Annotated in this window: 6 protein-coding genes; all 6 read right to left on the bottom strand. The window is 42.3% G+C overall.

Annotation, left to right across the window (positions count from 1 at the left end; translation table 11 throughout):
- Positions 1 to 279: 279 nt before the first annotated feature.
- Positions 280 to 2,589, bottom strand: a complete 2,310-nt coding sequence (locus JCM19038_RS23805) for a M20/M25/M40 family metallo-hydrolase (RefSeq protein WP_052361708.1) — start codon at positions 2,587 to 2,589, stop codon at positions 280 to 282.
- 66 nt (positions 2,590 to 2,655) lie between these two features.
- Positions 2,656 to 3,246, bottom strand: a complete 591-nt coding sequence (locus JCM19038_RS14395; RefSeq protein ID WP_042419295.1) for a TasA family protein — start codon at positions 3,244 to 3,246, stop codon at positions 2,656 to 2,658.
- Positions 3,247 to 3,290: 44 nt separating this feature from the next.
- Positions 3,291 to 3,866 (bottom strand): signal peptidase I SipW, encoded by a 576-nt coding sequence (gene sipW / locus JCM19038_RS14390; RefSeq protein WP_042419292.1) that lies wholly within the window; start codon positions 3,864 to 3,866, stop codon positions 3,291 to 3,293.
- Positions 3,841 to 4,014 carry a hypothetical protein gene (locus tag JCM19038_RS22925; protein ID WP_193745141.1) on the bottom strand — a complete coding sequence of 58 codons (174 nt, stop codon included), beginning with the start codon at positions 4,012 to 4,014 and terminating at the stop codon, positions 3,841 to 3,843. Before JCM19038_RS22925 ends, sipW begins: the two co-directional genes overlap by 26 nt.
- Before the next feature lie 502 nt (positions 4,015 to 4,516).
- On the bottom strand, positions 4,517 to 6,121 hold the full coding sequence (locus JCM19038_RS14385) for a hypothetical protein (protein ID WP_042419290.1): 1,605 nt from the start codon (positions 6,119 to 6,121) through the stop codon (positions 4,517 to 4,519).
- Positions 6,118 to 6,273: a hypothetical protein gene (locus JCM19038_RS22395; protein WP_238554431.1), complete on the bottom strand. Its 156-nt coding sequence runs from the start codon at positions 6,271 to 6,273 to the stop codon at positions 6,118 to 6,120. The genes JCM19038_RS14385 and JCM19038_RS22395 overlap by 4 nt, the downstream gene beginning before the upstream one ends.
- Between the last annotated feature and the right edge of the window lie 79 nt (positions 6,274 to 6,352).

Here is a 6,352-nt window from a genome sequence, read left to right as displayed (position 1 = left end):
TCGCTCTTGCACCGCGCTACCGCTCTCTTGCACCGCGCTACCTCGCTCTTGCACCACGCTACCTTCCTCTTGCACCGCGCTTCCGTCCTCTTGCACCACGCTACCGCTCTCTTGCACCATGTCGAATGCTACAATCACGCCAAAAAAGGCATAACTCATCACGAGTTATGCTTCATCGTACGTACTTCGAAACAAGGGGGCGGTTTCGGTTATTTTACTTATGCTGCGTCTTCTACTGCTTCAATGTCTTCTTGAGAAATAAGGTCTGTGACAGCGACATCAATGAGATCTCCTACCCATTGCAAGCGCTCTGCTGATTCGGTCAATCGTGTCTTCTGGTGTGTGATACCAAGGCTCAGGTCTTGCGGCTCCTGGAGGTGTGCCTGGTTCCATCCAGATGTAAAGTGCGGCATCAATTCCAGCGTCATGGAACGGTACATGATCTGAGCGTCCCATTCGATGAAGTGTATAATCGTTGTGATCATAGCCTAGAACTTCAGCTGCATGAACAGAAGAGTCCCAAACTGCATTCTCTTCACCGTCTACGGTTGTAATGTGCATTTGTGACGTTGCTTCATAGTTTGTCGCAATCATATCAAGATTATAGTTCGCAGCACTTCGCTCAATCTCTTCTTCAGATAATTGTGCGACGTACTCACGAGCTCCTACTAATCCGATTTCTTCTGCTCCAAAGGCAATAAAACGTACTTCTTTGTCACTTGGCACATCCTCTAAAACACGTGCCAATTCAATAATAGCTGCTGTTCCTGAAGCATTGTCGTTCGCTCCTGGAGAAACGCTTACGCTATCATAGTGCGCCGTTACGTAAACGATTTCAGGGTTTTCAACACCGTCTGCTTCTTTAACTGCGATGACGTTTTGTGACTCTGCTTGTCCATTACGAATATCAAAGAGATGTTGTTCTGTTTCATAACCTAAACGTTCAAACTCTCCTTCAATGTACGCTGCTGCTTCACGCTCAGCATCGCCACCTGCAACTCTCGGTCCTATTGTTTCGCTCAAGTGTGAAATGTGACCCATCGCACGGTCCACATCAAATACGAGTTCATAATAGTCCATCAGATCATATGCAAACGTATAAAGCATGGAGTACGCTTCGTCAGTCATTTGATCTTGATAACGGTTTAACAACGCTTGGAATCCTCGCGTATGTTCTAAAAGACGATCTTCTTGTCCACGATTTTCAAAGTGTGCGAGAGTTGTCGTATGAAGATCAAGCGCTCGATGAATGGCCGTCGTAGAGAAGGCTCCTTCTTCATCTAAAATGTCTACAAAATCATTTAAATAACTTGCTGTTACTCGCGGTTGCTCACAAGATGAAAGAGGCAATGCGTTCACTTCATTATATAACGCATCCGAATCCATAAGCTTTGGAATGACCGTCATCATCGGTTGTCCCATTGAAACGAACGTGCCGTACGTACTTACCTTTTCAGTCTCAAGTGAAAAGGCGTCCACGATATGTCCAAGTTCATCTACTTGTTGTTCATGCAATAGGTATCCACAGTAGTGAGGGTCTTGCACAATGGTTGGATCCCAGTTGTCCGCTCCATCGAAGTAAAAAGGAGTGGCACCTGTCGCTCCATCTTGCGCTCGTTTTTCTGGCGCAGCTTGAACGGCTTCACCAATCTCTTCAAACTGTTCTGTGTAAAAATCAAACGTTGCTTCAATGGTTGCCATCTGTGCATCGACTCGTTTTACTGGTTCTTGCATTCCTGCCGTCTCCGTTAATAAGCCTAATCCATGACGTAATCCGAGCATGTTTCTAGAAATTCGCTCGTCACCATTTCCAGCTCCACCAGGCGTTCCATAAATTCCAGTTGTGAAGCCTTGTTCTGCAATATCCTCAATAAGTACGTCTTCAACGAGCGATTCACTTAAAGCCCGAATGTCTTCATCAATGTTCAAGTTTCTTGGCCATAAAAATTCAATGTCTGGGTTACCGTATGCCCTTGGTCGCTCATGGGCATCGACCGTCAAGTCTGGTTGATACGTATCTAACACTTCTGCAAGTGCTCTCGTTTCAGGTTGTTGAAGCACGAGATGGTCTCGGTTCATATCGACATTGTTGGCGTTTGCCCGTTGGTCACGAATAAATCCGTCTGGATTTGCTGTTGGCACGAAGAGTACAGTGGATTCTTCCAGTTGCTCAAGAATTCCCTCATCGTCAGTAAACGCGAGATCTCTCATAAATTGCAATGCCATCTCACGTCCTGCTGGTTCGTTTCCGTGCTGTGTAGCAACGACGAGCATATTGCGACCTTCTGCTACTTCTTCATCCGTTAACGTTTGATCGCCAATTCGTACGAGATGAATAGGTCTGCCTTCAACCGTTTGTCCAACTTCTGAATAAGAAGCAAGATCTGATTCAGACAACTCATTTAGAAAATTAATTTCTTCATCAAACGTAGACCAATGCTCTTGGTTACGATCTTCAAAACCCGTCGTTGGGGGTGCCAAAGTAGCAGAGCCTTCATCAGCTGAGGCGACTTGAATAGAGCTCGTTGCAAACAGCAGAGCGCCTAATGCAAGCCAGGAACGTTTTTGAATATATTTGTTTCGACTCATAAAAACCTCCCGATAGATTGATTTATTTAAAAAATTAAAAAGAATAAGATTAAATAAAAATTTTAGCTATTCGATATCTTGTGTTGCAATGAACGTCCAATCCAGTTGCAGAGAATCACCTTGGAATTGGTTCAAATCAGCGTCCACATCACCTTTAAAGTTAAACTGCACAACGAGATCATGACTTTCACCTACAGGTAATCCACGATCACCAAGCTCTGGATAAAAGATGTTCTGGTTGACAGCTTCTGGAGACATATCTTGAAGTTCACTTAACGTCGTCTCATAGATGACTTCATCAAAATTATTGACGTTATAGAGAAACTCAACTTCAATGAAATCTCCGAAATCATCGCTGTTATCACCTTTTACGTCGATGACACGGTAATTCGTATCAATTGTCACAGAACCGATGTCTAAACTACCATCATTCACAAGCTCAAAATCTTCAATAAAGGAGTCGCCAGGCTTGATGTTGTCTACTTCAATAATCTGGTTTGGACTAGCACTTAAATCCAACGTACCAGCTGCAAACGTATTATTCGTCGTCACGCTGTCGCTAAAGTAGGCATACGTTCCCCCTCCAATTAGCGTAAGTCCTAGTGCCGCAGTTGCAACACCTAACCCGAGTTGCTTTTTTACATTGTTGTTACTCATGACCATTCCTCCTAAAGTGAGTTATATTATGCAACGCCCAACAACTATTCTTGTTGGGACGATGACACCGTTTGTTGTTGTTCTTTACTCAATCGATCAACTTCACGTAACGCTTGTACGATCGTATACAGCGAGTAAAGAACGAGTAGAACACCAGGAATTATGAACAAGAAAATCACACCAACATCGGATGACACAAATGAAAACACATGCCCTAAGTATGGAATCGTCATGCCAGTATATTCACCAACAACCATCGACGGCTCGAGTACTTGTGTATCCGGAAGAGGGTTGTTATCCCCTTTTGTTATGTAACTTTGACCACCGTCAATGACTTCGTGAATACGGTGAGTGACGAGTGGACCTTCATACGTTTGAAACGTTACAACATCGCCAACTTGGTATACTCCTGGTTCATCGACCGCCCGAACGAGAATGACGGAACCTGTATCAATACCTGGCTCCATTGAGCCTGACAATACTATTTTTATTTGATATCCGAATAGACTCGGTTCACCATCAGTGACTTGGGTCGTTACGACCGCCGCAACAGTGACGAGTAAGATGATGGTGAGCAATGTGGTTAACGCTCCACTAAGAATCGAGGTTACTTTTTTCATCGCTTTCACTCCAATTTTCGACTGTGACCGTTCCATTTACTTGCTCAAGGTCGACAAACATCGCTTCTGTAGGTGTTGAATGTAGTGCGATGAATATCAACAGGAAGTAGCTGAAACCTATGTAGACGAGAAGCTTCACTCTTTTCATCTGCTCACTCCTGAAATACAGAAAATAATCACATTAATACAAAATGTTCTTTCTTTTTACAAAAATCTTAACATTGTGTGGTTAATCCGAATAGTCAATGAATACCACTCTTGTACAACACGTCTTTGAATTTAGCGAAAAAACGAGCACAAGAACCTAGATTCATGAATTATGATCAAATGTCATATACCGACTATTGAATCTTAAAAATTCCAAATATATCCATTTATACTGAGGCTATACTTTTGATATTAACGATGAAACCATTTTCATTTTTACAACCATTGATAGATTAACGTTTATGCACCGTAATGACTAACTATCGAGAAGTTCATCCATAAGTCCTGTAGTCACAAACAGCAAAAAACTACGAAATTGGTCGATTAAGCACAACCGATTTCGTAGTTTTATTCTAGAATATACACATTGATTGTCTATGACATCCCTCAACCCGACTTCCACTGAATTGGTCTATGTAAGTCGGGTCGTTAAGGTGCATTTACTAACGTCCAACGGACAGATCCTTCAAATGATCCAACTCTCTGATGAGGGCTGTTTGTAGAAGTACGCCTTCATCGATCTGCCACTGAATTGGATGCTCCAACCCATTATGCGTTGGTTTGTAGACGAGTATGGAGCTATTTGATAAGACCGTTTTTTCTTTGTTCTTATTAACGAACACAATCGCTTCGGGCAGCACCACTTCTGAATGAAGCATTGAGGTGAGAGGCTTTTCTAGTGTCGCATGAACGCGCCAACTAGGTGAATGCTCACCGGTTTCATCTACAACGTTCAAATGACTATGCCCTTGTTGACGCGTGTGAATGGCCGATTGATCGTTTACAGGTACGTTTCCAAAATTGAATGCCGTTGGCACATTCTCAAAATAGACATTGCCAGGTTGTACACGAACGATTGCTTCTTTTACACGTAAAGATGTCCCACTTTGATCCGTACCACCTGCTTTTAAAACATAATCGCCTGGCCTTTGCAGGTGATCTTGCTCTACAACTTCATTATGTGTTGCGACAAATTGAGCATTGTTACTTAACTCACCTGTAAACACATTCCTCGCCGAAACATAATCAAGAAATTGAAAAGGTTCACCGTCATTATTAAACGGTAGTTCAATTACTGGTAGACCATTTTCTAATGGCAATAAACTGCCATCATGATCATGAAACACTATTTCAGAGTTCCACGTTTGCAATGTTAGGTGGGAAACACCTGGAGCTCCCCCACGTTCTAACGTAAACGTACTTGAGAATGGCAATGCTTTATTTGGATGGGGTGGCAATAAACCATCTTCAAAGTTCATCGCTTTAAGGTCTGCATCGATCCTTAATGTTACTTCTCGATCCCTCCCAATTAGTCCAATAATGTTCAAAAGCCATTCAAAAATGTTTGAGCTAAACTGCGTATTGAGTGTGATTATATTTTGACCTTGTACGACAATAAAATCATTTTTGTTAATCTGACGAGACCTTGACCCCATTTGGATGCTAGCACTCGTTATCGATTGTGCAAATTGTTCAACTGGAATCTCAGCTGGCAATTGGATGTCGATTTTAAATTCATTGCTAGCTACTAAGTTGAGGAGCCCATAAAAATAAGCTGTGTTCTTCGTTTCTAAACGCAAGGTTCCTGCTGAAAAAGTATGATCTCCCATCGGTGTATGTGTCGTCGAAAGGGAAGAGTTTCTCACACTCATTGTTTCGTATATAACTTCTTGCTCTACGACTTCTCGTTGTTCTGGTAGTTCGTTGTTCTCTTCAGGTGCGTTCTCTTCTTGTTCGCTCTCTTCTTCAGATGGTGCCTCAGCTTCTGTTTCATTGCTCTCTTCTGCATTGTCATTGCGATCATTTGACTCTTCACCTTCATCATGCTCACTATTCTCAGACGGTAATGTTTCAGCAATTTCATCTGCTACATCTTCATTTTCTTCATTTTCTTTGTTTTCTTCAATCTCTTTGAGTTCCTCTTCTTCATCAAGTTCTTCACAAACGTAGTCCTCATCAACTTCACAATCTTCGATATCAGTTCCTTCTACATAGGGTTGAATTGACAACAATACAATAAAACTTATAGCTTGAATAAACACTTTCATGAACGACCACGTCGACCTAACAAGAATGCAATTGGAACGAAAAGGATCGCGATTACCACGATTATTACCATCCAATAAGGGAAGGATTCAGCTGATTCTTCTTCAATCATTTCTGCTTCAGCAAAATCTTCCTCTTCAATCGTAAATTCCACTTCCCACACCCACTCGTCGACGTCGTTTGTCGCAGTAACGTTTGCAATGTAGGTGCCTGGCTTTAAAACTTCAGACAGT

The sequence above is a fragment of the Geomicrobium sp. JCM 19038 genome, from assembly GCF_000698125.1.
In the GTDB taxonomy this organism is placed as follows: Bacteria; Bacillota; Bacilli; order Bacillales; family Marinococcaceae; genus Geomicrobium_A.
The sequence above is the reverse complement of the archived record's forward strand: the minus strand, read 5'-3'. Positions and strand labels throughout refer to the sequence as shown.